Here is a 25198-nt window from a genome sequence, read left to right as displayed (position 1 = left end):
AGTTTAGAGGAAAGGTTTTTCTAGCGCATGGGACACGTACTCGTTCTTGGTGCCACCAGCGAAATCGGCGGGGAAGTTGCCGCGCGGCTGGCCAATCACAACACCTTCACGCTCGCCGCGCGCCGCACTGAGGCACTCGACGGCATTGCCGGACGCCTCATCGACGCCGGTGCTGTCGCGGTGCATCGCATCCACTTTGATGCCGATGACATCGCCACACACCGCCAGTTCGTTGAGCACGCCTGGCAGCACGGTCCCATCGACACGGTGATTGTCGCGTTCGGCATCCTCGGCGATCAGCAGAAGTGTGAAGAGTCCGGGGAGGCTGCGGCGGCGGTCATTCACACCGACTTCACGGCTCAGGCATCGATTCTCACAGAGATTGTCGCGCGCATGGAGTCCGACATCGCCGCCGGCAAACTGCCTGTGCGCGACAAGGTCGCGGGCCGCATCATGGCCTTTTCCTCTATCGCAGGCGCCCGCGTGCGCCGCGCCAACTATGTCTACGGTTCGGCGAAGGCCGGCCTCGACGGTTTCCTCCAAGGCATGCAGGACCGCCTGCACGGCAGCCATATTCAGCTGACAATCGTCCGGCCGGGCTTCGTCATCGGCCGCATGACCGAAGGCATGAAGCCGGCGCCGATGTCTTCGCGCCCCGCCGAGGTCGCTGAGGCCGCCGTCACCGCCTTCGATGGCCGGAAGCCCCATGTCTGGGTGCCACGGAAACTGGCGTTGCTCGCCCGTGCCACGCATCTGACTCCTCGCTGGATTTGGCGGAAGATGCCCCGATGAGTCAGAGACTTCGCGTCGTCGGCATTGGCTGTGACGGTTACGAGGGTCTATCTGCCCGCGCGGTCGAGGCGTTGTCGTCGGCTCGCCGCATCATTGGCTCTCCCCGTCAGCTCCGTTTGCTTGCCGACGTCAACCTGGACGCCGAACTCTCTCCTTGGCCAGGTGGCTTCTGGGAGGACTGGCAGGCCACCCTGGCAGATGTTGACCCCGCAGTCGATGTCATCCTCGCCAGTGGCGATCCCATGTTCCACGGCGTAGGCGTATCGCTTGTCCGCGAGCTCGGCCGCGGTGGCGTGGAGGTTATTCCAGTACCGTCGTCGGCCTCATTGGCCTGTGCCTACCTCGGCTGGCCTTTGCATGACACTCCGGTGATCTCTCTAGTAACAGGGGAGCCGGGGATACCTGGTGCTGCACGTGTTGTGCCGGTAGCAGATGCACTGCGGCCCTTCCTGGTGCTGTGTCGAAACGCGGACTCAGTGAAAGAGGTCGCTACGGTTTTGGCCGACCGCCCAGACACCGAACTCACCGCGCTGACCAATCTCGGCGGCTCGGACGCAACTGGCCTACCGCAGTCTGTAGCCGAAGGCACGGTAGCGAGTCCACCGGTTCCAGCTGGGAACCTCACGGTGTTGGCAGTGGAGCCGTCGGGAAGCGCGCGCAGCTGGCTGCGCGACGGTGACTTTGACTCGGATGGTCAGCTGACGAAAGCGCCGATTCGCCAAATGACGGTGGCGGCGCTGGATCCGCGACCGGGAGCTCTGCTGTGGGATGTCGGCGGTGGCACCGGTTCGATTGGCATTGAGTGGGCTCGGCATGGCGGACGTGCGGAAATTTTTGAGCGGGATGCCGTTCGTGCTGAGCGGATTGCTAAGAATGTGGCAGCTCTGTCGGGCAATGTGACTGTCCACCATGGCGCAGCGCCGGGAGCTTTGGCCGACTCGGATCTTCACCCCGATGCCATTTTCATCGGCGGAGGTCTCACTGCTGACGGCATGATTGAAACCTGTTGGCAACGCCTTGCCCCGGGAGGCACCATCGTCGCGAACACCGTCACGCTGGAATCGGAGGCTCTGCTATGGCAGACGCGTCACGACTATGGCGGGGATGTCACCCGGCTTTCCGTGGAGCGCGCAGGTGCAGTCGGCAGTTTCACTGCGTGGCGGCCGGCGTTGCCGGTGGTGCAGTGGGGGGCGGTGAAGCCAGTAGAGCCTGCGCTACCATAGACGTAATTTCTCTGTCTAAAAATATTGAGGACTCTGTAACTCACAATGACTGTGTATTTCATCGGTGCAGGCCCGGGCGCAGCAGATTTGCTGACGCTGCGCGCGGACCGGCTTATTCGCTCCTGCCCAGTGTGCCTTTACGCGGGATCGATTGTCCCGCCTGAGGTGCTGGAGAGCTGCCCCGAGGGCGCAGAGATTATCAATACCGCGCGAATGCCGCTGGACACCATCATCGAGACCATTCAGGCGGCGCATGAGGCGGGCAAGGATGTTGCACGCTTGCAGTCTGGTGACCCGTCAGTGTGGTCGGCGCTGGCAGAGCAGGTCCGTCGTCTCAGCGAACTCGGCATTGACTACGAAATCGTTCCGGGTGTGCCAGCTTTTTCCGCAGCTGCGGCAGCTCTCGGCCACGAGCTCACGGTGCCAACTGTCGGCCAGTCGGTCGTGCTGACCCGTATCTCCGGGCGTGCTTCCAAGATGCCGGAGGGCGAAACCTTGGAGAACTTCGGACGCACGGGCGCGACCCTATGCATTCACTTGGCCGCCCACGATATCGACCGAGTAGTCGAGGAGCTCACCCCGCACTATGGCGAACACGGTCCGGTGGCCGTCGTGGCTTTCGCATCCCGCCCGGAACAGGTTATTCTCCGTGGCACGCTGTCTGATATTGCGCAGCAGGTCAAGGATGCAGGTGTGACTCGTACGGCGGTCATCATTGTCGGCAAGGTGCTCACCGCCGAGGCGTTCCCGGATAGCTACCTCTACAGCGATGATCGCCCGCGCGATGAACACGGACGGACCATTCCATGCGTGCACTAATTCTGGGTGGAACTGCTGAGGCTCGTGCCCTGGCCAAGCGGCTAGTGGGCGAGGGCTGGTTTGTCACCTCTTCACTGGCCGGTCGCGTATCCAACCCCAAGCTGCCCGCCGGCAATGTCCGCATCGGCGGTTTCGGCGGCCCTGCGGGGCTCACGCGATGGCTGATCGCCGATGCCACCGAAGTCATCATCGACGCCACGCATCCTTATGCGGAGCGAATCAGCGAATCTGCCGCTGAAGCTGCCCGCGCCACCGGTCTTCCGCTCGTGGCGCTGCATCGCCCTGCGTGGGAGAGACAGCCCGGCGACAACTGGATTGAGGTGTCCTCTATGCAGGAGGCCGCGGACATTGTTGCCGACCGCTTCTACAGCCCGTTTCTCACTATTGGCCGTCAGCAGCTAGCTCCGTTTGCCGACGATGCCAACGGCCGTTACCTCATTCGCTGCGTGGAACAGCCCGCGCCGCCACTGCCCAAGAATCGGAAGATTATTCTCAGCCGTGGGCCTTACGATGTCGCAGCGGAGCGCAAGCTCATGCGGGATTACGCCGTGGACTGCGTGGTGACCAAGAACTCCGGTGGTGCTGCTACCTACGCCAAGATTGAGGCAGCCCGCGACCTGAAAAAGCCGGTCGTTATCGTGCAGCGCCCGCAGCTGCCCGGCGCGGATATCGCCACCTTCGCCACAACGGTGGATGAGGCGTACAACGCCGTCATCCGCCGGGCATAGCGGCTAATTCTAGTGTGACCTAAATTACAGCACGGGCTGCCACTCTGTTTGCTCAGTGGGAACTTGCTCGATTCCACCAGAAGGACTCAATATCAGCCATGCGACAAACATAGCGATTGCTAGGAAAACAGAAATTAATGTGAAAATAGTCCATCGGCGACGATATTCATCCTCGGCTTTTTTGGCCTCGAATAGCCCATAAATTCCAGTAAGAAATGGAATTGGGAATGCGATAAAAACGCCGGCCAGAAAAAGAATGACAGCAATAATCTGAAATCCCCAGTCAATTATTCCCGGCACTCTTTTATCCTTAGCACCTTTCGCTTGCATTATATTCTCCAGATGGTCGAATAGTCGCTGAGATACAGACCGTCCTTTGACCTGCCCCAATGCCGTCAACCACAATGGACTGCTCAAAGTTCTCCGAAGTTCGCACGAACCAACCTGCCCCTACAGCATACGAAGCTGGATTCGAGGCCGAACCCCTATACGACCATGTAGGAGTACTGGTTTCCCCACCGTGATCAAGGACTTTGACATTCTTAATCTTTTTACCTGGGGTTCCGCAGATTTCAACAGTCTGCCAGTAAGTGTATAGGGTGTTACCCATAACAGCCTTTTGCTCAAACCGGGCACCATCCTTTCGGCAGTAGTCAGCCTCGTCCTGCGCAAAAAGCTTCGTTGAAAGATTCGACGGCTGTGGCAATCGTTTTACAATCAACTCACCCGGAGTTGTATAGGCTCGCAGAAGGCTTTTTTGGTGGTTATCCAACTCCGCCATCGAAAGGCGACCTTCATCAATTGCCCTATAAAGTGATTCAGCCTGAGCTGCCACGGGACGTGCAGGTTCCTCAGCGCTAGCAACGGGTGAAAAGATGATACCCGCTAAAATAAGGGCAGATTCCACTAGAAGAACTTTTTTCCTATCACCTAAACCTCCTTTAACGTCGGTGATTGCCCCGAGCATAACACTGGAATCGAGCCACGCTTAGAAATATCTCCCGATTAAATAAGTAGCCCCGCTAAGAAAGGGGTAAACAAAAGTGGTAGTCATTTAAGCAAATAGAACCGTATTTGACCCTGGCCGCTAAATCTCAATTCGGCAATATCACTTTTACGCGTTTGGCAGCCGCGCGAATAATCTTTCTTTTCATTCGTGCACCGATATTTAATAGCTCAGATGTGTGCTGGAAATTCCAGAACTAACGCAGCAACTCGCCTGTCCCGCTGGTGCCGCCCTCACCGTAGTGACGTGCGGTGTAGACCCGAGTGGTCTTGCCAGCCCGATACGCTTTTGTCGACGACGAACCGATAATCACCATGGTTCGCATATCGACGACATCCGGGTCGAATTCCGCCAGCGTGGTCACGGTAACGTTTTCCTGCTCAGAGCCGACTGCCCTCGCCACAATCACCGGCGTTGTTGGCTCGCGGTACTGCATGGCCAATGCGCGCAGCTCTCGGATCTGCCATCTCCGCGACTTGGATGCCGGGTTGTAGACCGCAAACGCCATGTCTGCGCCTGCTACGGCACGCACTCGCTTAACGACGACCTCCCAGGGCTTCAACCTGTCGGAGAGACTGAGCATCGCAAAATCATGGCCGAGGGGAGCACCGACTCGACTTGCGACGGCCTGAGCCGCAGTCATGCCCGGCACGACTCGCACGGGGATGCCTCGCCACATATCGTCGTCAGCGACTTCCAACACTGCGGCCGCCATCGCGAAGACTCCAGGGTCACCGGAGCTGACCACCGCAACTCGACCGCCGCGCTTGGCAATATCCAGCGCCATAGTGGCTCGCTCTGCCTCAACGCGGTTATCTGAGAGATGACGGCGTTGCCCGGCGCGCTCAGGAACTCGGTTGATGTAGGTGGAGTAGCCAACCAGATCCGTGGCCCGTGCCAATTCCTCGGTGACTTCTGGGGTAGTCCAGCGTTCAGCACCCGGGCCAAGGCCGACAACTACGACTTCACCGACCGCTGGGGGAGCCGACTCAGTTGCTGTATCGGTGGCTGCACCGGTCGCTGCATCATCGGCTGGCGAAGGCACCCCAGAAACACTCCGTTTAGTGCCGTAGACAGCGGAAGGCACGACGGCCACTGCGAAGTAGGGAACCTTCTCCGGGTCGGCATCGGCCAGCGGGTAGCTGGTGTGCTCATTCATGGTTGCTCGCTCGACAACATAGGCGCGATCGAGCATGCCAGCGGCCTGCAACGCTGTACGAACCTTCTCAACGTTTTTCCCCAGCTTCATAATGACTACACAGTCTGAAGCGTCAAGAACCGCAGCGATCCGCTCGGAATCGGCGGTGGCGGGAACAACGCTGACGATTTCGGTAGCCTCGCCGAGCGGCTGACCGATCTCTGCTGCCGCCGCAGTAATGCTGGCCACTCCGGGGACAATCTCAGTGGGGAAGTCCTCGCTGAGGGCGTGATGCAGGTGCTGGTAAGAGCTATAGAGCATCGGGTCACCGAGCGAGAGCACCGCAACACTTCGCCCCGCGGCCAAGTGCTCATGCAGGCGGGCAGTGGCCTGTGCATAGAAACCGGCGAGCTGCTCGCGGTAGTCGGCCGGACGCCCGGTGGTCACCGGGTATTGCAATTGCTCTTCCACGGCAGCGTCGTCACGCGCGTCAATCAGTTCGGCGGCGATTGAACGCGCCGTGGAACGTCCGTGAGTCCCGGCATGGTAGGCGATGACATCGGCTGTGCGGATGATGTCGGCACCGCGAAGTGTAATGAGACCTGCGTCGCCGGGGCCGAGTCCGATGCCGTAGAGATGACCAGGCTGAGCGCTGTAGGAGCCGGACATGGTTTAGAGAATCTCCTTTGCGGTGGCGATGGCATTGAGGGCAGCACAGGTGATAGCCGAGCCGCCGCGACGGCCGGTGACGGTGATGTACTTCAGCTCCGGGTTTTCGGCACCGGAGTCGATAGTGGCTTGCTTGGATTCCGCCGCACCAACGAAGCCGACCGGCATGGCCAAAATGGCAGCGGGCATGGGGAAGGATCCCTCATTGATGCGATTGAGCAGGTGGAAGAGGGCAGTGGGAGCGTTACCGATGGCGACGACCGCTCCCTCTAGTCGAGGCTTCCACAGCTCCACGGCAGCAGCCGTGCGAGTGGTGCCGAGTTCTTGAGCCAGTTCGGGGACGCGCTCATCACGTAGCAGGCAAATGACCTCGTTGTCGGCAGGTAGGCGCTTGCGGGTAATACCCGAGGCAATCATGTTGACATCGGTGAAAATAGGAGCGCCTTCTTCGAGAGCCTGGCGGGCTGCGCGCACAGCTCCCGCGGACAAGACGATGTCCTTAGCCAAGTCGGTCTGACCTGCTGCGTGAATCATTCGGACAGCGACGGTTTCCTCATCGGCGTCGAAGCGGGAAAGATCGCTTTCTTCGCGAATGATGGCAAATGAGTTGCGGTAAATATCCGCACCGTCGGTGTTGTACTCAAAGCGCTTCATAGGCTTAAAGCCTAGTCCACAGCAGTGACTTCATATTCTCCGTCCCCGGTGGCGAGATAGTCGAAGTAACCACCTTTGGGTTTGCCGCAGCGGCGCTCACAACCAGAAAAGTGCACGCGCCCCTCGGGCAGGCGGTCATCGGCAATTGCATGAGCGGCATCACCTCGGGTGTCAGCCAGCGACTTTTCGCAACCGGGGCGACCGGTGCAGGCGCTGACGCGCAGCCAGGTGGACTTCCGGTCGAAGATTAGGCCATTGGGCGCCAAAACCTTGACAACCTGTTCGGCAACTTCCTCTTCCAAATCGTGCAGGATCAGCGAATACCACGGAGTGATGTGCACGGGAACCTGCGTATGCGAAATCGCTCGGGCCAGACGTGCCGGAAGTACCCCAAAGCGCAGCCCCGCGGCCAGGCTAACCAGCCCATCCGGCTGGTCAATCCAACCGATCTGGCGGGATAGCCCGGCGGTGGCATCGAAGCTCTCAGCCGGGGTCGGTTCCTGGCGCCGAGCTCGCTCGCCCAGTTCGTCGACTACGCCATCGGCAACGCGCTCGGCCGCATCGGCTTCCGCGATGCGCCAGGCTGTACCACGGCTGTCATTCCACACCTTCGCTGTGGTGATTAGAGCTCCCACGACGTCGTCACGCGAAACAATAAGCCCCGAGGTCGCGCCACCAATGATGAGTTCGAACGTGTTCTCATCGTGGGCGACAACGCCGAAGTCGGGGCGCTCACCGAGGACATCACCACGGCCGTCGTCGAAAGCCATGAGCGTGCGGCCAGGAAGTGTTGCCAGCGACGGCTCCGCAATGAGCGCCGCGTCGAACTCTTGAACCAGGTCGCGGACATCGGCCTTGCCGCCGACGCGACCGGACAGTGGCGACTGAAGAACGTTGCGCACGCGGTCGTGGCTCGTGGAGGGAACCAGCTTTTCCTCTTCTGCGGCATCGGCGAATGCGCCGGTGTTAGTGATGCCACGGATCTGAACATTGCCGCGAGAAGTGAAGTGAATATCGCCGTCGCCGAAATTCTCGGCCAAATCGGCGAGTACGGCAAAGCCCGGCGCGGGAAGGAAGCCTCCGGGGAAGCGAAGGCGACCAATTGCGCCATCAGCTGCGATATGAACCTTTCGGGTGCCGGGGCAACCGTCCTGACGAGTGCGAGCTCCTTGATCAGATGCAGTCATACTTCCAAGAATACGCAAACAAGCACAGAGCTGAGCCCCCGAAAACAGGGGCTTATTATCCGGACCTTTTCAGCCCAACGAAACCATTCTGAAGTGGAGTTTTGATAGCCCCGTGCAAAAAACATACAAATTCTTCACTAAATCCACCGATTTCCTTTTTCAAAACCTTATTATTTCCATAACCTAACTTCCGCCGAATTAAGGGAAGTCTTCATTGGGTTTTCAATCTGGGGTTATTCAGGAGATTTCATGCCACATCACGACGCTGAAGCACTCACACACGGCACCGCCGGCATCGGCCATGCCTCAACACAGACGCGCGCTGCTTCACGACGAAACGGTCGCACAACCCGAACGGGAATCGGGGTAGCGCTTGCGGGTCTTATGACCATCGGCCTGGCTACACCTGCAAACGCTCAGCCACTAAGCGTGCCGGGCCTGTCAGATAGTGGGCTGGCGGATAAAGTGTCGTCGTCAAGTGCAAACCGCGAATTGCCTGGTTTCGGTCATGTACCGAACCCGAATGTAGAGAGGCTACTCGGCATCGAGAAGGACGATGAGCAGTCTGGCAACGAGGGCACAGGCAGGCAGCTGACCCCGGAACAGGCACGCGTGGCCGCAGTCTCTCCGCTGAATTCTCTGCCGCTGACCCCGTCGCGCGCGGCGAATGCCGGCACGCTAGTCAACAGCGAGGATGCCGAGATGATGGTGAACGGCAAGCTGTGGAATGTGGATGCCAAGCGTATTCACTACAACTCCACGGATTCCCTCGGCAATCCCAGTGTGGACACGGCCATTGTGGTAACTCCGAAGACAGAGTGGAAGGGCAGCGGTCCGCGTCCGGTCGTGGCGATCGCGCCGGGCACGCAGGGTGGCGCGGAAAAGTGCGACCCGTCGATCTCCTCGCAGACCGGGCTGAAGATTGAGTTCGGTCCGATGGACATTATTGCTCCATACGAGACGATTCCGATGGTCGCGAACTTGAAGCGAGGTGCAACTGTGGTGATGATTGACCACCACCGCAATGACCAGGGCAACCAGGACTACGTCGACAATATCGCCTCGGCACAGTCACTGTTTGATGCCGTGTCTGCCTCCCACGAGCTAGGCGTGGATCAAAAGGCGCCCGTGGGAATCTATGGCTACTCCCAGGGTGGCTCCGCAGCCGCTGCAGCTGCTGAGCGTGCAGGTGTCTACGCCCCGGAGCTCAACGTCGCCGCTTCTGCCGCCGGCGGCCCACCGTCCGACCTCGCAAACGTTCTCGACCAGATTGATGGTACGACCCTGACCGCTGCGATTGCATTGGCAATCAACTCTGTCCTGGATAAAGATCCGGAGCTGCGCCGTGTCCTCAAAGAAGAAATCAGCCCTGAAGGCAAAGAACTGCTGGACAACGTTGGCAACTACTGCGCAGGCGGCTTGGGTTTCCATCACTCGTTTGAGACCACTGACCAGTACACCACCAGCGGTGAGTCGCTCAGTGAGATGATTAAGCGCTACGAGCCGGTGCAGAAAGAACTCGCACGCCAGCGCGTCGGCAATTTCGTACCGAATGCCCCGGTGTACCTCTACTCAGGTGAGCACGATGACATCATCCCCATCAACCAGGTCCGCAAGCTACGTGATGCTTGGCTGAATCTCGGGTTCACCGACCTGGAGTACGTCGAAAACACGACTTCGCCTCTGCTGCCGAAGACAGGCCTAAACCATATCGTTCCCATGCTCGCGGAACTGACTAATGCCACCGACTTCCTCTGGTCCCACTTCCCAGATCAGCCGGCGGAGCAGTCGCTGGAACTCTAGCAATAGACGCTGCAGTAGAGTGATGGAGAAATCCACTGCCATGCCACTGACGAGAAGCTCGGTGAAAATCCGCACGGTCGCGCCACTGTCACAGTCAGACCTCGTCATCGGTTAAAAGGCAGACTCCCGCCGACCGGGGACGCGTTGCTCCCCAGGAAGTGAATGACTACACCGTGATTCTGCTGCTGTCGACCTCGGATACCGACCTTCTGTCCGCCCGCGCGGCCGCTCAGGCCAACCCGGAGGTGTCCTACCGTTGGGCAAACCCGGCGCGTCTGCTCGACGATGATTTGCCCACGCTTGCCGACGGCGCCGATGTCGTCATCATCCGACTTCTCGGTGGCCGCCGCGCCTGGGAATCCGGCATCGACTACTTTGTGAACTCCGGTATTCCCACCGTCCTCGTCTCGGGTGAGCAGGCGCCCGATGCCGAACTCACCGAGTACTCGACGGTTCCCGCAAACGTCACCACGCAAACGCACATCTACCTGGCGGAAGGCGGCGCAAAAAACCTCGCACAGCTGCACAATTTCCTGTCGGACACGCTGCTTCTGACCGGTCTTGGCTTTGAAGAGCCCACTCGCATGCCGGCCTGGGGTTTCCTGGAGCGCGACTCCAAGGTGGCCACGGAAGATTCGCGTGGCACCGTCGGCATTATCTATTACCGCGCCCAACACCTGGCTGGAAATACGCACTACATTGAGGCGCTCGCTGACGCAGTCGAGGCTCGCGGCTACGTCGCCAAGCCCATCTTCGCCGCGTCCCTGCGCACCGCCAGCGATGAGCTGTTAGCAGAGATGGCATCCTGCGACGCGCTCATCACCACGGTGCTCGCCGCTGGTGGCAACCGCCCGGCACTCGCGCAGGCCGGTCAAGACGACGACGGCTGGGATGTCGCCGCACTCGCAGACCTCAACATCCCCATCATCCAGGGGTTGGCTCTGACATCCTCCAAGGCGGCATGGGAAGACAACGACGAGGGTCTGTCACCGCTGGACGTCGCAACACAGGTCGCCGTCCCCGAATTCGACGGCCGCATCATCTCGGTCGCGTTCTCGTTTAAGGAAATCGACTCCGACGAGCTCATTTCCTACGTCCCTGACCTTGAGCGCTGCGACCGCCTCGCCGGCATCGCTACCCGCTACGCCGCACTTCGCCACATCGACAACGCTGACAAGCGCATCGCCGTCATGCTCTCTGCGTACCCGACCAAGCACGCCCGCATCGGTAACGCCGTCGGCCTGGACACACCAGCATCCACGTTAGAGGTGCTGCACGCGCTTGCCGACGCCGGATACAACCTCGGCGACACCACCAAAATCCCCGGATACGCCACCGCCGAGGACGGCGCCGATGAACCAGATGCGTTCATGCACGCCATCATCGATGCCGGCGGCCAGGACCCGGATTGGCTGACCGAGGAAGTTATGGAGGCAGCCGAGCTCCGCCTGCCCGCTGCGACCTACGAGAAGTTCTTCGCTACCTTGCCGGAGGAACTCCGCTCCGACATGCAGGACAAGTGGGGTGCCGCGCCGGGCACCCTGTACGTCCACCCGGATACCCAGGACATCTATATTGCGGGCCTGACCTTCGGCAATGTCGTGGTCATGGTGCAGCCACCGCGCGGTTTCGGTGACAACCCGGTGGGTATCTACCACGATCCAGACCTACCGCCGACGCATCACTACCTGGCTTGCTACCGCTTCCTGTCGCTGCCGCAGTCGGAGGGCGGTTTCGGCGCCGATGCCGTGGTTCACATGGGCAAGCACGGCAACCTGGAGTGGCTGCCGGGCAAGACCGTCGGTCTTTCCGCCTCCTGTGGCCCGGATGCTGCCATCGGCGAGCTGCCGATGATTTACCCCTTCCTGGTCAACGACCCGGGCGAGGGCACACAGGCCAAGCGTCGTGCTCACGCCACGCTTGTCGACCACCTCATTCCGCCGATGGCCCGCGCCGAGTCCTACGGCGACATCACCCGTTTGGAGCAGCTTCTCGACGAGCACCAGAACATCTCCGCCATGGACCCAGCCAAGCTGCCGGCTATTCGCCAGGAGATTTGGACGCTGCTGACCGCCGCGAAGATGGACCGCGACCTCGGTTGGGACGAGCGTCCGGACGAGGAGGTCTTCGATGACATGCTCATGCATGTCGACGGCTGGCTCTGCGAGATTAAGGACGTCGCCATCCGCGGTGGCCTCCACGTACTCAGCCAGGCACCGGAAGACGAATCCCTGATCGGCACTGTGACCACCATGCTGCGCGCCCGCCAGCTGTGGGGAGGCAAGCAGACGCTGCCGGGCCTGCGCGAAGCTCTCGGCCTGGCCGAGGACGGCACCGACGAGCGCCACACTGTGGACTCCATCGATGCACTGGCTACGGCGTTGGTAACCGCCGTGGTGAAGAATCCTGACCAACCAGTGGCACAGATCGCGGCTGATGTTCTCGACTCCGAGGAATTTGCCGATATCGCGGCACCGAACGGCCTCGATCAGGTTGTCGAGCTGCTGCAGTTCACCCGCGACGAAATTCTCCCGCGCCTGGCCGCTACCAGCGAGGAGATTCCGCGCATTCTTTCGGCCTTGGACGGCGAGTTCGTTCCGGCTGGCCCCTCCGGCTCGCCGTTGCGCGGTCTGGTCAACGTACTGCCGACTGCCCGCAACTTCTACTCGGTAGACCCCAAGGCGGTGCCGTCACGCCTGGCCTGGGAAACCGGTGTCAACCTCGCCGATGGTCTGATTGAGCGCTATCGCGCCGACCACGGCGAGTATCCCAAGTCGGTTGGCCTGTCGGTGTGGGGCACTTCCGCAATGCGTACTTCCGGCGATGACATCGCCGAGGTGCTCGCGCTGATTGGTGTGCATCCGGTGTGGGATGACGCATCTCGCCGTATCGTCGGCCTTGAGCCGATTCCGCTAGAGGAACTGGGACGCCCGCGCATTGACGTGACCGTCCGTATTTCCGGTTTCTTCCGTGATGCGTTTCCGCATGTTATCGACCTTTTGGATGATGCGTTTCAGCTCGTCGTCAAGCTTGATGAATCCGATGAGGACAACTACGTGCGCGCACATGCGAAGGCCGACCAGCAGGAGCGTCCGCGCCGTATCTTCGGTTCCAAGCCGGGCACCTATGGAGCTGGTTTGCTGCAGCTAATCGATTCCGGTTCCTGGCGCGATGACGCGGATCTGGCGAAGGTTTACACGACCTGGGGCGGCTACGCCTATGGTCGCGGTGTCGATGGGGAAGAGGCTGCTGACGATATGAAGACGGCCTACCGCCGTATTCAGGTTGCCGCGAAGAATGCCGATACCCGTGAGCACGACATCGCCGACTCCGATGACTACTTCCAGTTCCACGGTGGCATGATCGCCACGGTCCGTGCGCTGACGGGTTCCGCTCCAGAGGCGTATGTGGGCGATTCCACGCGCCCGGACGCCGTGCGCACCCGCACCCTGCACGAGGAAACGCGACGTGTCTTCCGAGCCCGCGTAGTCAACCCACGCTGGATGCAAGCCATGCGTAACCACGGCTACAAGGGTGCCTTCGAAATGGCTGCAACGGTCGATTACCTCTTCGGTTACGACGCGACGGCACAGGTCATGGATGACTGGATGTACGAAACGCTTACCGACGAGTACGTTGCGAACCCGGAAAACCGCGAGTTCTTTGAACAGTCGAATCCGTGGGCTCTGCACGATATTTCCGAGCGCCTGATGGAGGCCGCCGAGCGCGGTATGTGGGAAAACCCTGACCAGGAACGCATGGATCTGTTGCGCCAGACCTACCTGGATACAGAGGGCGACTTGGAGGAGCGAGCTGACCGGTAGGCGAGCGCTAGTCGTCATCTAACTTGCCGCTACAGCCGGCTAGATGACGACAAGAGAACCGGCCGATAGCCCTAACCACTTGCTCATCTAGTGGCGGTTACACTGGGGAACTATGAGCAAGTGGTTCACAATTATTTACCTCATTGTCGAGATTGCGGCCTTTATCGCACTCGGTGAATGGATTGGCTACGGCTGGACCGTCCTATTGGTTTTGGGCCTGTTCATTGTGGGGTTGGTCTTCGCCGCTATCGAGTTCAAGCGCATCTACCAGAAGTTGCTGCTGGATACTTCTCGTACTCTTACCGAGTACGGACAGAAGCATCCGGAGGAGGCAATCAAGCGCTCGGCAAAGGGCGCGGGACACTTTGTGGCTGACTCGGCAATTCTATTGGTTGGCTCGTGGCTGATTGCCCTGCCGGGCGTCGTCACCACCGTTGTTGGTTTCCTCATGGTGCTACCGCCGACTCGCTGGCTGATTCGTAAGAGCGGATCGGTGGCGCTGCTCAACGGACTCCGCAACTTCAGTGACCGCAGCATGATGGTGGTCTCTCAGTACGGCATGAACCCAGGTACTCCAGGAGCTGGCGCTGGTGCTGGCGGCTTTTCGGGGTTCCCTGGATTCTCTGGTGGTTTCCCGGGCGCGGATGGCAAGAGCTTCCCACAGGATAAAATCGTGCCACCGGCGCCGGACAACGCCTGGGATGATGACCAGGACGACAGCGACAAGCGCTAACTCGAATACTCGCGGACGTAGAGAGTTCTTTTATACAAGTGCACACTAACCGTCAAGCGCGCTCCAGCGAGCACGGGGACTTTGCTCCGAAAGACGCTTCGAAAGACACTCCGGAGAATCCGAGTCGCTGGCAGGCGCGCTTTCGCGCGCTTACCCCACTAAAGCAGCGCTTCCTTCTCGCCTTCATTGCAATCCTCGCTGGTGGATTGCAATTCTTAAGCTACGCACCCCTGAGCTGGTGGTGGACCGCCTGGGTCGGCCTCGCCCTGCTCATTTTTGCCTTCTTCTGCGCAGCCGATTGGAAATCCAGCGTAGTGGGGGGCTTCAGCTGGGCAACAGCGACGGCGCTTTTCTCACTGCCGTGGATCGGCTCCTTCGTCGGTATTGGCCCCTACGTGGCGCTCTCAATTGTGCTGGGTCTCCTCACAATTCCGGCGGCGCTTGCGATGTGGCTGATTGCCCAATCCAGTTTCCCCCTCGCGCTGAAGCTCCCTGGCATGGCCGCTGCGCTCGTGGCAGGGGAGGCGCTGCTGGCCCGCTGGCCTTTCGGAGGCTTCCCCTGGCTCCGCGTTGCCTGGGGGCAAGTCGACGGCCCGCTGGCCCCAGCAGTGGCAATCGGCAGCACTGCATTGGTCACTTTCCTCGCTGCTTGCGTTGGTGCGGGACTGGTCGCGCTCACGCTACGTTCCTACGCAACCTCCGCTGCGCTTTTGGTGGGGGCGTTAATCGTCGGCTGGGCTCTTCCTGCGTGGACCCAACCACTGCCTGAACCTACGGCCGCTGACAACGCCCGTGTCGCGGTTATCCAGGGCAATGTTCCTCGCCTCGGTTTGGAGTTCAATGCCCAGCGCCGCGCAGTACTGCAGAACCACGCCGATGCCACCAATGAACTGGCACGACGTGTCCACCAAGGTAAGGAACAGCAGCCGGACATCGTCATCTGGCCTGAAAACTCCTCCGATGTCAGCCCGTTTACGGATGGGGAAGCGGCACGCATTATCGAAAACGCCGCGATGAATATTGGCGCCCCCATCGTGGTCGGCACCTTTACCTACACCAATGGGGTGCAAAACACCATGGTGGTCTGGGACCCAAAGACCGGCCCCGGCGACCAGCACGAGAAAATCTATCTCCAGCCCTTCGGCGAGACCATGCCATTCCGCGAACTACTCCGTCACTTTTCCGACATGGTCGATCACGCCGGAGACATGACCCCGGGCAACGGCGATGCTGTGGTCACAACACCTGGCACCGATGGTTTAAAAAAGGTCAACCTGGGCCTGGCCACCTGCTACGAAGTGGTTTTCGACGGTGCCTTCCGCAACGCGGTCAACCACGGCGCAACTATGCTTGCCACACCCACGAATAACGCCACCTTCGGTTTCACCGATATGACTTACCAACAGCTGGCCATGAGCCGCATGCGAGCCATGGAGTTCCAACGCTCCACGGCCGTCGCCGCAACCAGCGGTGTGAGCGCTATTGTGGATGCGCACGGAGACGTCGTAAAGCAAAGCAAAATCTTCGAACAGAAAGTGCTCACCGAGACTTTGCCTCAGTACTCCCACCTGACTTTTGCAGCCCGCTTCGGGACGTGGATTGAAGGTCTACTGACTGCATTCGGTATTCTTTGTGTGGTTGGTGCCGTCCTGCGTCGCCGTGGCGGAGATGCCAGGGCAGGCGCAGATGAAGTTGATGGCCGGGATACTGAGCAGAATATGCACTAAGGAGAATCACGAGTGACTGCCCTAAATGAGTCGACGCTGGTTGTCATTCCCACTTTCAACGAGCGGGAAAACCTGCCGGGCGTGATTGCACGCCTGCGCGCAGCGGAGCCGAGCGTCGACATTTTGGTTGTCGATGACTCTTCACCAGACGGCACCGGAGAGCTCGCCGATGAAATCGCTGCCGCTGACAAGGCGGACAACAACGGGAAAGAGCACATCTACGTCCTGCACCGCGAGGGCAAGGGCGGTCTCTGGGGTGCGTACCGCGCGGGCTTCGCTTGGGGTCTCGAGCGCGACTACGAGGTTCTCTGCGAGATGGATGCCGACGGCTCCCACGCACCAGAGCAGTTCCATCTGCTGCTGGAGAAGCTCGAGGACGGCGCCGATGTCGTCATCGGCTCCCGCTACATTCCGGGAGGCAAGACCGTCAACTGGCCAATGAGCCGTCAGGTTCTCTCCCGCGGCGGCAACTTCTACATCTCGCTGGCGCTCGGCGCAGGCATCTCGGATATCACCGCTGGCTACCGTGCTTATCGACGGGAAGTTCTCGAGACCCTCGATCTCGAGAACATTGGCAAGGCTGCGTACCTGTTCCAGACCGAGCTCGCCTTTGAGGCTGTGCAGGCGGGCTTCCTGGTGGAAGAGGTTCCGATCACCTTTACTGAGCGCGAGTACGGCGAGTCCAAGATGGATGGCAGCTTTGTGAAGCAGTCTCTGCTGCAGGTCACCAAGTGGGGATTCAAGCACCGCTCACAGCAGGTAAAAAACCTGGGATCTGAGATTGGTCGCCTGGCTGGTCACGAGTTTAAGCAGCGATTCCGCAAGTAGGGCAACCCCCAAAGATTGCGACCACAAAAATTGCGGGCTGCATGTATGAATACGGGCTGCATGTACGAATGCAGGCTGCCTGTATGACTGCAGGCTGCAAATGTGAAACTGACTTAGTTTATGACAGTTTCAGGCCATTTTTCAGGCCATTTTTGTCATAAACGCAGTCAGTAACTCGGCTCGGCCCGCCGCAGCCAGCCACCAACGAAAAACGGGCCCGAATAAGGAGCAAAACCTTATCCGGACCCGAATTTCAGTGTTTGATCGACGGCCACAAAGCTCTAAAGTTCGAACCTAACCAGCTCAAACCTTAAGCGTTCTTCTCTGCCTCTTCGGCTTCCTTCTGAGCCTTCAGCAGGCGAGCGGCGTTACGACGACGCTTGCGCAGCAAGTCAACGCGCTCATCCAACAGCACATCGAGCTCCTCAATGGAGCGGCGCTCACGGAGCATGTCCCAGTGAGTCCTCGGCGGCTTCACCGGCTTAGCTTCGGTGCCTTCGCCTTCAACCAGCTCACCAATCTGGCCATTCTTGCACAGCCATTCACCTGGAATTTCCGCGTCATCCGCGAATGGGACCTCGAAGATCTCACCGGATTCAGTGCGGTAGCGGACCATCATTCGCGGCGCGAGGTCATGATCGCGATCGGTCTCATACGAAACGGCGCCCATGCGACTGCCACGAAGAACTCGATCTGCCATGTGGAACGTGCCCCCTTTGGTAGAAATATTAGACCACACATTATAACGCCTTAGTCAGCATTCATGCCATAATTGACTTCTGTGTCAGATCAAAAGCCGAGCACAACTATCGCCAATTGCCAGTGGTGTGGCCGCGAAATGGAGGTCGCCATCCGCGGTCGCCGGCGCAAATTCTGCAGCCAAGCCTGCCGGCAGCGCGCGTATGAAAAACGCACCGGCGTAGCAAAAGGCGCCTCCAGGCCGATTGCCGAACGAATCAATTCGGATCTCACGCTGAAGACCGCCGATGCCACGAGTAGGCCGGCGGGCGGTGACGTCGTAAAGCGAATAGGGGACGGGCTCTTCGAAGTACGTTGTCTCGCCGAAGACTTGCGCACCGCGCTTGACGACGACATGGAGACCGCCGTCCTACAGGAGATTACGCAGGAATTGATTATGAAAACGCGTGAGGTGGAACGGTTTATCCCATAGCGGATTAAAAGGATAGGATGAGCACTATGAATTCTGGTGTCCGTAAATCAATTATTACTTTGATAGCCGTTGCAGTTGTTGCGCTCGCAATTGTTATTGTGGGACCAGTTTTGTATCGCGTTTTCACGCATGAAGGGGTGCGTACTGGGGATTTCGAGGCTAACGAGCTGCCTGCAGCAACGACTGACGCGAATGGCACCTGGAAGATTGTCGGTGGCGATAACTCACAAAACACCTCCGTTGGCTTTACTTTTAACGAGGTGCTGCCAGGCAGTAGGCGGACGACGTCCGGTTCCACCCACGATGTCACTGGCGAGCTGAAGGTTGCTAACGACAACCTTGAGGACGCATCCGTTGTTGTTGACATGGCAACTCTGACTAGCGATATTGAACGTCGTGACATCAATGTCCGCAACAATATTTTCAGCGTTGAGCAGTACCCAGAAGCTAAGTTTGAGCTTGCAGAGCCGCTCGATATTTCAAGCATTCCAGATAACGGCCAATGGGCAAATATCGAGATTCCGGGACGCCTGACCATTCGCGGTGTCACCAATGATGTCACCGTGCCAATGAAGGCCGCTCGTACCGAAAACCTGGTTTTGCTGTCGGGCACCTTGCCAATCAACCGCCTGGATTACAACGTGCGCCTGCCACAGTTTGTAGCTGCATCCATCGAGGAGAACGGCGAACTCAATCTACGCATTGTCGCGGAGAAGCAGGACGCGTAGGTTTCGGCTAGCAGGCACGGCCATCTAAAGATGGATCGCACGAGAACGAATCTAAAAGAGGCTTCTAGCCAGCGAAAATATGCCCCGTTTCGTCACTGTGACGTAATAAAGCTATTTAGTCACACACCGCAGAAGTCCCGCCAAAAACAATTTTGATAGGCCAATTGGGAGCCGCAACAATATGAACACCTACGAAGCAATGTTGCTCGCACGAAAGGTGCGAATGGTGCTACTGATTATCTTCATTGCATTCGTGGCCTACAAGGGCGTGTGGTGGCTCGTGGCTGTTGGCATATTTCTGATTGGCATGACGCTGTGGCAGAACAAGCGACTGCGGGAAGAGATTGCCGTCCGCAACGCGGATGAGCTTGTAGCAGACACCAAGACCAATAAACAATAAGCCCGACAGCATGGATCAAGCGCCAAGGTAGAACGGGGCGGAAAACGTGGCAGCCCTAGAGATTCAGGAGCCTCCAGGCCTAACCACTGTCAATACTTGTCCGATAATATACATTATGACATTTTGACCTTAGGGGCTTACTCTCCCCATTACCGCCGATGCGCCATTGTCGTCAGGCCTAACCAGCCAGCCAGTCAGTCAGACTGTCCCGCCAACCCGCACCGCCATGCCCACTCAGCAAAGAATTGATTTTCGCTACACGGCTATTCAGGAATTTTTAGTAAAATTCCCTCATGCCTGATTTCTCAGACACATCCAGTAGCTCCGACAGACCCGATACGTCAGACACGTCAGATAGAGCTGACTCGTCCGACGACCCTGAGCCTCGAGCCAAGGTAAACGGGCTCTCTGTAGCCGCAGTAAGCGCAATAACCGTAGCAACCGCAACATCCTCAGCGAACGCAGCAAACACTCCAGGTGATGCCGCGTGATTGTATCCGCGCTCATTGTATTCGCAGCTTTTCTTTTCCTCGTTTTCGCCCACGCAGTTTTCGTTGCTGTCGAGTTTTCCTACCTCACGGTTAACAGAAACGACGTCAAGAAGGCCGCAGACTCCGGCTCAAAGTCCGCATATTTAGTAGACCGTGCTCTATCACGCACCTCTACTAACCTCTCCGGCGCACAGCTGGGAATTACGGTCACCAGCCTCGTCGCTGGTTTCCTTACCGGACCTTCCCTCGGCGTGCTCCTCGAAGCCGCTTTTGGTGGCACTAGCGTCTCTCCCGCCACCGTCACTGCAATCAGCACTACGGGCGCTTTCATTATCGCAACCTTCACTCAAATGGTCTTTGGCGAACTCGTTCCCAAAAACTGGGCCATCGCCGAGCCCACGAAAGTCGCAAACCTCGTGGTCAGGCCGCAGAATGCCTTCATGTTCGCATTCGGCTGGCTGGTCTGGCTGCTCAACAGCGCGGCTAATTGGGTACTAAAACGGCTCGGCTTCTCCCCTGAGGAAGAGGTTGCCAGTGCCAGAACCGCGGAGGAACTCCGTGCCGTCGTCACGCACTCTAGCGATGAAGGAAAGATTAACCCGCAGACCGCCGAGTTGGTGGCGCGATCGATTGAGTTCGGCGAGCGCACGGCGGCTGATGTGATGACGCCACGCACGCAGATTATCTTTATCGAAGATCAAAGCGTCGCAGAGATGCTGACGGTCGTCGCAGATTCTGGACATGCACGCTTCCCCGTCGTTGGCAATAGTGTCGACGACATTCGCGGCGTGGTGCACTACACAGACCTGCTCAGCGTGCCACACGCACAACGCTTGACGACGTCAGCTGCGAGCCTGGCCAAAGATGTACTCGTGGTGAACAATTCGACCACACTTGATCCGCTGATGCGTCAATTGCGTGAGGATGCATACCAGTTCGCGGTTGTCGTCGATGAGTACGGTGGCACGGACGGTATTGTGACGTTGGAGGACCTCGTTGAGGAAATCGTCGGTGAAATCGATGATGAACAGGACGATCGTTCGTTGCTCTACAGGCGGATTAGCCCCAATACGGTGATTATTTCCGGTCTCATGCGCCCGGATGAGCTGGGAGAGATTCTGAATCTGGTTTTGCCGGAGGGCGACGAATCCGACACGATTGGCGGATTTATTACCGAGCGCTTAGATCGCATGCCGCGTTTCGGCGACACTGTCACGGTCGAAGCCACCGACCACGAAAACCTCGATCAGGAAAACTTGCCTACCACCGCTGAAGTCGCCTTCCGAGTAGAGCGCATGGCGCGTCACCGCGTTGGCCGTATTCGTGTCCAGGTGGACCGCGTCGGCAACAAGGTCGCGCACAGGGATGAAGGCGCCGATCAGGAAGGCACCAGTCACAACCACGTCGAGCACAACAGCGAACAGGAGGGCTAAAACATGCCACTACTTACTCTTATTTTGCTGTTAGCCCTCAATGCCTGGTTTGTCGCTACTGAATTTGCGATGGTCTCGGCTCGCCGCGACCAAATTGAACCGGATGCCGTCAGCGGCTCTACCAGCGCAAAGTACGCGCTGCGCGGTATCGAAAACGTGTCAGCCTCCCTGGCGGCAACACAGCTTGGCATTACCGCCTGTTCCCTGCTCATCGGTGCCGTCGGTGAGCCTGCAATTGCACACTTCTTCGAGCCCTACATGACAGCACTTGGACTCCCCGCGGGCACCGCCCACGTGGTTGCGCTGGTGTTGGCGCTGCTGATCGTCACTTTCTTACACATGGTTGTCGGCGAAATGGTGCCGAAGAACATCGCTATTGCGGCCCCCAGCCCGACAGCGAAGTTCGTGGCTATTCCGCTGTATGTGATTGTGCGGCTACTCAACCCGGTTATCTGGGCGATGAATACGACCTCGAACATCGTGGTTCGTAAGGTTCTTCGCGCCACTCCGAAGGACGAGGTCGATTCCTCCTTCACCGCTAGTCAGGTGCAGGATTTCGTCGCCGAGTCCGGGCGTCAGGGGCTTCTCGACGATGACGAGCTCGCACTCCTTCACAAAGCTCTCGGCTTCGAGCATCTCACCGCCGCGGACGTCACTATGGAACTCGACACCCTCGTCACCATTGACCCCGACACCACTGTCGCCGACATCGAAGAGCTCAGCGCACGCACGCGATTTTCTCGCTTCCCCATCACTGATACCGACGGCAGCTTCATCGGCTACATTCACGTCAAGGATTTGCTTTCGCTTGACGACGGTCACCGCGACCAGACCTTCCCGCGGAATCTGATTCGCACCTTCGCAACCGTCAGCCCGAACGCCAAGCTCCAATCGGTCATGCGGCTTATGCAGCGCGAGCAAGCTCACTTCGCCTTGGTGACAGAGCGAAATAGTACTTCGAAGAACTCTGTCAACGGAATCGTTGCACTGGAGGACGTACTAGAAGAGCTCGTCGGCGAAGTGCGCCAGGCAACAGCCTAGCGAGACCGCCGACGAGCCCCGTCGATTCCAGCTGGTTACTTGCTGCTGCGAGCTAGTTAGCTAATTACTTCAGCGCAGCCAGCGCGGAGTCGTAGTCCGGCTCCGTGGTGATCTCATCGACCAGCTGGTTGTAAATAACCTTGCCCTCTTCGTCAGTGATGACTACGGCACGAGCAAGCAGACCTGCGAGCGGGCCATCCTGCTGGACAACACCGAAGGCTTCGCCGAAACCGTGGCGGAAATCCGAGGCAACCTCAACGTTGTCCAGGCCTTCTGCAGCGCAGAAGCGGCCGAGAGCGAACGGCAGGTCACGCGAAACATTAACCACGACGGTGTTGTCCAGCCCAGCAGCGTCCTCGTTGAAGTGACGCACCGAAGCTGCACAAACACCGGTGTCTACAGACGGGAAGATGTTGTAGACGACCTTCTTACCAGCGAAGGTCTCCTTGGTGACCTCCCCGAGATCGCCACCGGTGAGGGTAAACTCCGGAGCCTTGTTGCCCACCTGGGGCAGGTCGCCGGAAAGCTGGACTGGGTTGGACTGAAATGCGGTTTGTGTCATAGCGCCCTTTTTACCGCCTTTCGTCAGGATCCTCCAGGCTGTTTCCTGGAAATCAGTAGAATCGTGACAGAAATGAAATTCCGGGCCGCAGTATCTTGAGTAATCTTGCGTATCTTGCGGTCCGGGCCACGCTACTCAGCGGGCCCAACGTTTAAACTCCGAGGAAAGGCAGCCATGAGTTTGATTACCGCAATTGTGTCCATCGATGTCGAAGCTGACAAGATTCCGGAGGCCGCCGAGACCATCGTCGAGATCGACGGCGTGACTGAGGTCTACTCCGTTACTGGCGACTGGGACCTGGTCGTCGTGGTGCGCGCAACTAACCACGATGATTTGGCGGAAATCATTCCAAACCTCATCAGCAAGGTCGACGGCGTCATTCGCACTCAGACTCAGCTGGCTTTCCGCACCTACTCTCAGCACGATCTGGAAAGTGCATTCTCCATCGGGCTGGAGTAGTCGCGGATTCTTCCACCGAACCGTGCCGGTATGCGGTAGCTACTTAACCACTTCCGCCATCGCGCGGCCTGCCTGACGGCCACTGAAAATACAGCCGCCCAGGAATGTGCCTTCCAGTGCGTTGTTGCCGTGGACGCCGCCGCCACCGAAACCAGAGGCCTCGCCTGCGGCGTAGAGCCCCTCAAAGGGAGTTCCGTCGGGGTGCAAGCACTGACCGTCGAGGGTCGTCTCAATGCCGCCGAGCGTTTTGCGGGTCAGCATGCGCAGACGAATAGCAATCAGCGGGCCGTTCTTCGGATCCAAAATCGGTGATGGCGGCACAGAGCGGATGATTTTGTCCCCGAGGAAGTTCCGGGCCACGTTGACGTAATTGACCTGGTAGTCCTTGGAGAAGGGATTGCCGGTCTGCATGTCGCGCTGACGGATCTGCTCCTCAAGCTTCTCCAAGTCAATCTTCGGCGCTGCAGCTCCGGACTCGCTGCCCGAACCAGACTCTCCGCCCGAGCTCGCTTCCACGATCTCGTTCATCCCCTCGACCAGCTTCGGCAAATCGTCGGCAACCACCCAGTCTTCGCCGTTATCCATAAACGCCTGAATGGGCGCGGCGACACCAGAGGTCACCTTGCCAATCAGCTTCTTAATCTCCTTGTCCGTCAGATCCGGATTTTGTTCTGAGCCAGAGAAGATAAACTCCTTGGCCACGATGTTCTTATTCAGCACAAACCAGGAGTAGGAATGTCCGGTAGCCAGAATGTGCTTCATCGTGCCGACAGTATCCGCGCCCGGAATATACGGCGCAGGCAGGCGGTTTCCCTCTGCGTCGAACCACATGGCCGACGGTCCCGGGATGATACGGATACCGTGGTTCGGCCACACTGGATTCCAGTTCTTCATGCCCTCGGTGTAATGCCACATGCGGTCACGGTTGACGAGGTTTGCGCCGGCTTGCTCTGCAATCTCAATGCCACGGCCGTCAACATGCTCTGGCACACCGCAAACCATGTCCTTCGGCATCTCGCCCAGGCGCTCGGTCGGCCAGCACTTACGCACGGCTTCCAGGTTGCCACCGACACCGCCCGTCGCAATGCACACGGCCGACCCGTGGATCTCAAAGTCTTCCCCTGTTTCCTCGCGTGACGACGCCACTCCTCGCTCTAAAGATTCACAGGGAACCAGAATCTTGCCACGCACGCCGACGGCGCGGCCATCTTCTACAATCACCTCATCAACGCGGTGGCGATGGCAGTATTCCACCAGCCCCTTCTTCGCAGCTTCAGCGACCGGCTCTGCGAAAACGCGGACAATCTCGGGGCCTGTGCCCCAGGTCAAGTGGAATCGGGGTACCGAGTTACCGTGACCGTCGGCACGCCCTTCACCGCGCTCAGCCCACCCGACGACAGGCAGGAACTTCACGCCGAGATTGCGGAGGTAGTCGCGCTTCTCCCCCGCCGCGAAGTTCAGGTAGGCCTTGGCCCACTTGCGCCCCCAGTTGTCTTCCTCGCGGTCGAACTGCGCGGAGTTGAACCAGTCAGCTTCAGCGAGCTCGCGGTTGTCCTTGACTCCTAGGCGGCGCTGCTCTGGCGAGTCGACGAGAAAGATTCCTCCCAACGACCAGAAAGCCTGTCCGCCAAGGTTGTTGGCATTCTCCTGATCGACAAGGATGACCTTCTTACCTGCCTGCGTGGCCTCATACGTCGCGACCAATCCGGCAAGTCCGGCGCCGACGACAACAATGTCTGCAGTACGTGTGGTGCTCTGTGCGTTCATAGTTTCGTTTTTAGA

General features: G+C 58.9%; 23 protein-coding genes. 15 read left to right on the top strand and 8 right to left on the bottom strand.

The annotated features are described in order from the left end of the window. Positions 1-27 precede the first annotated feature (27 nt). From HMPREF2651_RS06895 to HMPREF2651_RS06880, 4 genes are read left to right on the top strand one after another with little or no spacing between them, the layout of a single operon-like run. Positions 28-792 (top strand): SDR family NAD(P)-dependent oxidoreductase, encoded by a 765-nt coding sequence (locus HMPREF2651_RS06895; RefSeq protein ID WP_049181049.1) that lies wholly within the window; start codon positions 28-30, stop codon positions 790-792. After that, complete coding sequence (locus tag HMPREF2651_RS06890; RefSeq protein WP_070586011.1) at positions 789-2015, top strand: bifunctional cobalt-precorrin-7 (C(5))-methyltransferase/cobalt-precorrin-6B (C(15))-methyltransferase; 1227 nt, start codon at positions 789-791, stop codon at positions 2013-2015. Before HMPREF2651_RS06895 ends, HMPREF2651_RS06890 begins: the two co-directional genes overlap by 4 nt. A 45-nt stretch (positions 2016-2060) precedes the next feature. Then, the gene (gene cobM / locus HMPREF2651_RS06885) at positions 2061-2834 is read left to right on the top strand and encodes a precorrin-4 C(11)-methyltransferase (protein ID WP_038625492.1); all 774 of its coding nucleotides are present in this window, start codon (positions 2061-2063) and stop codon (positions 2832-2834) included. After that, positions 2822-3562, top strand: a complete 741-nt coding sequence (locus tag HMPREF2651_RS06880) for a cobalt-precorrin-6A reductase (protein ID WP_049181051.1) — start codon at positions 2822-2824, stop codon at positions 3560-3562. The genes cobM and HMPREF2651_RS06880 overlap by 13 nt, the downstream gene beginning before the upstream one ends. 24 nt (positions 3563-3586) lie before the next feature. Here HMPREF2651_RS06880 and HMPREF2651_RS06875 read toward each other — a convergent pair whose 3' ends face one another. From HMPREF2651_RS06875 to cobG, 5 genes are all read right to left on the bottom strand, one after another. Then, complete coding sequence (locus tag HMPREF2651_RS06875; RefSeq protein WP_049181052.1) at positions 3587-3892, bottom strand: hypothetical protein; 306 nt, start codon at positions 3890-3892, stop codon at positions 3587-3589. Further along, positions 3873-4469 carry a hypothetical protein gene (locus HMPREF2651_RS10925; RefSeq protein WP_141746487.1) on the bottom strand — a complete coding sequence of 199 codons (597 nt, stop codon included), beginning with the start codon at positions 4467-4469 and terminating at the stop codon, positions 3873-3875. Before HMPREF2651_RS10925 ends, HMPREF2651_RS06875 begins: the two co-directional genes overlap by 20 nt. Positions 4470-4764: 295 nt before the next feature. Then, positions 4765-6375 (bottom strand): precorrin-3B C(17)-methyltransferase, encoded by a 1611-nt coding sequence (gene cobJ / locus HMPREF2651_RS06870; RefSeq protein WP_049181053.1) that lies wholly within the window; start codon positions 6373-6375, stop codon positions 4765-4767. A gap of 3 nt (positions 6376-6378) precedes the next feature. After that, positions 6379-7029 (bottom strand): precorrin-8X methylmutase, encoded by a 651-nt coding sequence (locus HMPREF2651_RS06865; protein WP_049181054.1) that lies wholly within the window; start codon positions 7027-7029, stop codon positions 6379-6381. Between the two features lie 11 nt (positions 7030-7040). After that, positions 7041-8216, bottom strand: coding sequence for a precorrin-3B synthase (gene cobG, locus HMPREF2651_RS06860; RefSeq protein WP_049181055.1), 1176 nt, complete (start codon positions 8214-8216; stop codon positions 7041-7043). Positions 8217-8465: 249 nt separating this feature from the next. Here cobG and HMPREF2651_RS06855 point away from each other — a divergent pair, with 249 nt between their 5' ends. The 5 genes from HMPREF2651_RS06855 (at position 8466) to HMPREF2651_RS06835 (ending at position 17131) form a co-directional block, all read left to right on the top strand. Next, complete coding sequence (locus tag HMPREF2651_RS06855) at positions 8466-10019, top strand: lipase family protein (RefSeq protein ID WP_049181056.1); 1554 nt, start codon at positions 8466-8468, stop codon at positions 10017-10019. A 173-nt stretch (positions 10020-10192) separates the two neighbouring features. Continuing rightward, positions 10193-13843: a cobaltochelatase subunit CobN gene (gene cobN, locus HMPREF2651_RS06850; protein WP_049181057.1), complete on the top strand. Its 3651-nt coding sequence runs from the start codon at positions 10193-10195 to the stop codon at positions 13841-13843. 112 nt (positions 13844-13955) lie between these two features. Continuing rightward, a complete protein-coding gene (locus HMPREF2651_RS06845) occupies positions 13956-14576 on the top strand; it encodes an FxsA family protein (RefSeq protein WP_049181058.1) in 621 nt (206 codons plus the stop codon). Positions 14577-14614: 38 nt separating this feature from the next. Then, on the top strand, positions 14615-16303 hold the full coding sequence (gene lnt / locus HMPREF2651_RS06840; RefSeq protein WP_049181059.1) for an apolipoprotein N-acyltransferase: 1689 nt from the start codon (positions 14615-14617) through the stop codon (positions 16301-16303). 12 nt (positions 16304-16315) lie between these two features. Beyond that, positions 16316-17131 carry a polyprenol monophosphomannose synthase gene (locus HMPREF2651_RS06835; RefSeq protein WP_038625514.1) on the top strand — a complete coding sequence of 272 codons (816 nt, stop codon included), beginning with the start codon at positions 16316-16318 and terminating at the stop codon, positions 17129-17131. A gap of 310 nt (positions 17132-17441) precedes the next feature. On the opposite strand, the gene HMPREF2651_RS06830 is transcribed toward HMPREF2651_RS06835, so the two are convergent. Then, entirely contained in the window at positions 17442-17831 is a 390-nt protein-coding gene (locus tag HMPREF2651_RS06830) for an RNA polymerase-binding protein RbpA (RefSeq protein ID WP_005511311.1), read from the bottom strand. A gap of 81 nt (positions 17832-17912) precedes the next feature. Here HMPREF2651_RS06830 and HMPREF2651_RS06825 point away from each other — a divergent pair, with 81 nt between their 5' ends. The 5 genes from HMPREF2651_RS06825 (at position 17913) to HMPREF2651_RS06805 (ending at position 22395) form a co-directional block, all read left to right on the top strand. Further along, complete coding sequence (locus tag HMPREF2651_RS06825; RefSeq protein WP_080972838.1) at positions 17913-18302, top strand: hypothetical protein; 390 nt, start codon at positions 17913-17915, stop codon at positions 18300-18302. 17 nt (positions 18303-18319) lie between these two features. Next, positions 18320-19030: a YceI family protein gene (locus HMPREF2651_RS06820; protein ID WP_049181060.1), complete on the top strand. Its 711-nt coding sequence runs from the start codon at positions 18320-18322 to the stop codon at positions 19028-19030. Positions 19031-19211: 181 nt separating this feature from the next. Next, positions 19212-19430 carry a hypothetical protein gene (locus tag HMPREF2651_RS06815; RefSeq protein ID WP_049181061.1) on the top strand — a complete coding sequence of 73 codons (219 nt, stop codon included), beginning with the start codon at positions 19212-19214 and terminating at the stop codon, positions 19428-19430. Between the two features lie 487 nt (positions 19431-19917). Next, on the top strand, positions 19918-21354 hold the full coding sequence (locus tag HMPREF2651_RS06810) for a hemolysin family protein (RefSeq protein WP_049181062.1): 1437 nt from the start codon (positions 19918-19920) through the stop codon (positions 21352-21354). 3 nt (positions 21355-21357) lie between these two features. Continuing rightward, positions 21358-22395 carry a hemolysin family protein gene (locus HMPREF2651_RS06805; protein ID WP_038625524.1) on the top strand — a complete coding sequence of 346 codons (1038 nt, stop codon included), beginning with the start codon at positions 21358-21360 and terminating at the stop codon, positions 22393-22395. A gap of 64 nt (positions 22396-22459) precedes the next feature. Here the strand turns inward: HMPREF2651_RS06805 and tpx are convergent, their stop codons facing one another. Next, the gene (gene tpx, locus HMPREF2651_RS06800) at positions 22460-22957 is read right to left on the bottom strand and encodes a thiol peroxidase (RefSeq protein ID WP_038625527.1); all 498 of its coding nucleotides are present in this window, start codon (positions 22955-22957) and stop codon (positions 22460-22462) included. A gap of 174 nt (positions 22958-23131) precedes the next feature. On the opposite strand from tpx, the gene HMPREF2651_RS06795 reads away from it, so the two are divergent. Continuing rightward, entirely contained in the window at positions 23132-23416 is a 285-nt protein-coding gene (locus tag HMPREF2651_RS06795; protein ID WP_005511316.1) for an Lrp/AsnC family transcriptional regulator, read from the top strand. 39 nt (positions 23417-23455) lie between these two features. On the opposite strand, the gene HMPREF2651_RS06790 is transcribed toward HMPREF2651_RS06795, so the two are convergent. Next, positions 23456-25183: an FAD-binding dehydrogenase gene (locus tag HMPREF2651_RS06790; RefSeq protein ID WP_038625529.1), complete on the bottom strand. Its 1728-nt coding sequence runs from the start codon at positions 25181-25183 to the stop codon at positions 23456-23458. Positions 25184-25198: the final 15 nt, after the last annotated feature.

The organism is Corynebacterium sp. HMSC063A05, assembly GCF_001809695.1.
GTDB classification, from domain to species: domain Bacteria; phylum Actinomycetota; class Actinomycetes; order Mycobacteriales; family Mycobacteriaceae; genus Corynebacterium; species Corynebacterium amycolatum.
The sequence above is the reverse complement of the archived record's forward strand: the minus strand, read 5'-3'. Positions and strand labels throughout refer to the sequence as shown.